General features: G+C 74.0%; 1 protein-coding gene. It reads right to left on the reverse strand.

Going from position 1 to position 2,603, the window contains the following annotated elements; translation table 11 throughout:
- Nucleotides 1–8: 8 nt before the first annotated feature.
- Nucleotides 9–2,207 (reverse strand): beta-galactosidase, encoded by a 2,199-nt coding sequence (locus SZ60_RS15465; protein ID WP_043597567.1) that lies wholly within the window; start codon nucleotides 2,205–2,207, stop codon nucleotides 9–11.
- Between the last annotated feature and the right edge of the window lie 396 nt (nucleotides 2,208–2,603).

A 2,603-nucleotide genomic window follows, 5' to 3' on the forward strand; every position in this document is an offset into this window, starting at 1 on the left:
CAGGACGCCTACGAGGCGTCGGCGTCTACGAGCTCGTAGACGTGGGCCGCGCGCGGGGCGAGGGTCAGGGTGGTGCCGGCGGCGACGACCTCCCGGGTCTCGAGGTCGCGCACCGCGGAGGGCGTGGTGACCGTTCCCTCGTGGGCCGACCAGTTCGACACGAACGCGAGCCCGGGGGCTCCGGCCCGTGAACCGGTGGTGACGGTGACCGTCTCGGTCGCCGCCCACGCGCTCGCCGCCGTGGCCGGCACGAGCCACCGGGCGATCGAGCGCGAGAGCTCGGGGTTGGGCACGGTCGCGACGTAGCTGACGCGTCCGGCTCCGGAGGCGCGGGTCGTCAGCATCGCGTCGGCCCCGATCTCGGTCGGCGCGGCCCGCAGCACGACGGTGGCGTCCTCGACGTGCAGGACGTCGGCCCAGCGGGTGCCGGCCGAGCCCGGCTCGAGGACGAAGGGTGCGTCGGCCGGCGACGCCGGGTCGGTGGCGGCGTCGGGGACCGCGCCCGCGCCTCCGGCGGTCGTGTCGTCGGTGCGCTCGGCGGCGCCGGCGTCCGCGACGTGGACGGCGAGGGGGGCGTCGAGGTTCGTGTACTCCTCGTACCAGACGCCCGCGGGGCCCGAGAGGCGGGCGGGCGCGGGGTCGCGGCGGGCCCGGGCGAGCTCGTCGCCGTAGGCCGTGCGGATGCCGATCACGAGGTGGCCGCCGGCCTCGGCGTAGGCGGTGAGCGCGGCGAGGGTCGCGTCGTCGACGACGTACAGCGCCGGCACGACGAGCACGGGGTGCGTCGCGGCCGACTCGGCCGGGTCGGCGGCGAGGAACTGCGCCACGTGCTGGATGCGCACCTGCACGCCCGCCTCGGCGAGCCCGCGGTAGTGCGCGTCGAACAGGTGCAGGTACGACTCGGGGTCGGGACCGCCGTCGGGCAGGGCGAGCGGCGGGTAGGTCTCGAACGACCACTTGGTCTCGGTCGACCAGAGCATCAGCACGTCGGCGTCGGGTTCGAGGCCGTCGACCGCGCCGCCGACCGCCTTGAGCGTGGCGCCCAGGGCCGCGACCTCGCGGTGGATGCGACCGGGACGCTGGCTGTGCGGCAGCACGCCGCCCCAGTAGGTCTCGACGCCGAAGTGCAGCGTGTGCCAGTGCCAGTACTCGACCATGCGGGCGCCGCGCGAGACGAGCGCGAGCGCGGCCTGCTTGATCTGCCCGTCGAACGGCGGGTGGTTCTGCCAGGGGCCGCCGATCGACTGCGCGTTGGTCTCGGTGACGAGGAAGGGGGCCTGCGCCGACGAGAACGCCCGGTCGCCCCACTGCTGCAGGGCCCAGACGCCGGTGTGCCACCAGCCGGCCTCGCGGGGCACCTCGACGCCGAGCGTCAGGCCGTCCTGCATCTTGTAATAGGGGTTGCCGGCGGTGACGTCGAGGCTCTCGACGAGTCGCTCGTCGGCGACCTGAGGGCGCGAGTACGAGATGCAGGTGGTGACGAACTGGTCGTCGCGGGCGTACTCGCGGACGACGTCGGCCTGCCAGGCGATCAGCTCGTCGGCCAGCTCGCCCTGGAAGCGCCGCCACTCGAGGTCGTACTGCGGCTGCACATTGCCGTCGGGACGCCAGAGCTGCGACCACTCGGTCAGCCGGTGCGACCAGTAGACCAGGCCCCACTCCTCGTTGAGGCGCTCGACGGTGCCGTACCTGCGCTGCAGCCAGGCCACGAAGCGGTCGAAGACCTGGTCGTTGCGCGGGCGCTCGTTGCCGGGCTCGTTGTCGACCTGCCAACCGATCACGGCGGGGTGCTGCGCGTAGCGCTCGACGACCTTGCGCACGACGCGCTCGGCGTAGAAGCGGTAGGCGGGGTGGCTCTGGTCCATCTCCTGGCGGGCGCCCCAGCCGGCACGGACGCCGGTCGTCCGCTCGGCGGCGATCTCGGGGTGGCGCACCTGCAGCCACGGCGGCACCGCGTAGGTGGGGGTGCCGAGCACCACCGCGATGCCGCGGGCGTGGGCGCCGTCGAGCACGGGCTGCAGCCAGTCGAGGTCGAACTCGCCCTCGCGCGGCTCCCACGTCGACCAGACCGACTCGCCCACCCGGATCACCGTGAAGCCCGCCTCGACCATCAGGTCGAGGTCGCGGTCGAGGGTGCCCGCCTGCTGGTACTCGGCGTAGTAGGCGGCTCCGAAGAGAACCCCGGAGTGGCGTGGAGCAGAAGTCATCGTTGACCCGTTCGTGTGTGTCGGCTGCGGTGGCGACCGCCGACGTCGTCCCGCGCGTGCTCGGGACGTCGAGTGGATGTTGTCGATAACATCGGCGTCTGCGGAGAACGTAACCCACGCCGCGCCGCCTGCGCAAGACCCCACTTCCGACCCGCTACCCGCGCCGGCCGCGCCGCGCCTCCTGCCCCGCCCCGCGCCACCGTCGGTGTGCAAATCGCGACACCTGCGCCCTCGATCAGGCCTCTGCGCGCACACGAGCGGCGTGTCGGGCTCGAGTTGTCGGGATGTGCTCGCCCGGCCGGTCACCGCCGGTCGGGTTCGGCACGTCGGGACGCCTGCGGCGGCGGCGGCGGACAGGCGGCGAGGAGGCGCGGGCCGGGTCGAGCGCGCGGCGGC

The sequence above is a fragment of the Frigoribacterium sp. MEB024 genome (genome assembly GCF_000878135.1).
Classification (GTDB): Bacteria; Actinomycetota; Actinomycetes; order Actinomycetales; family Microbacteriaceae; genus Frigoribacterium.

Excerpts from the sequence above, each read along its gene's own strand:
- SZ60_RS15465 (WP_043597567.1), bottom strand. The coding sequence starts at position 2,207 with ATGACTTCTGCTCCACGCCACTCCGGGGTTCTCTTCGGAGCCGCCTAC.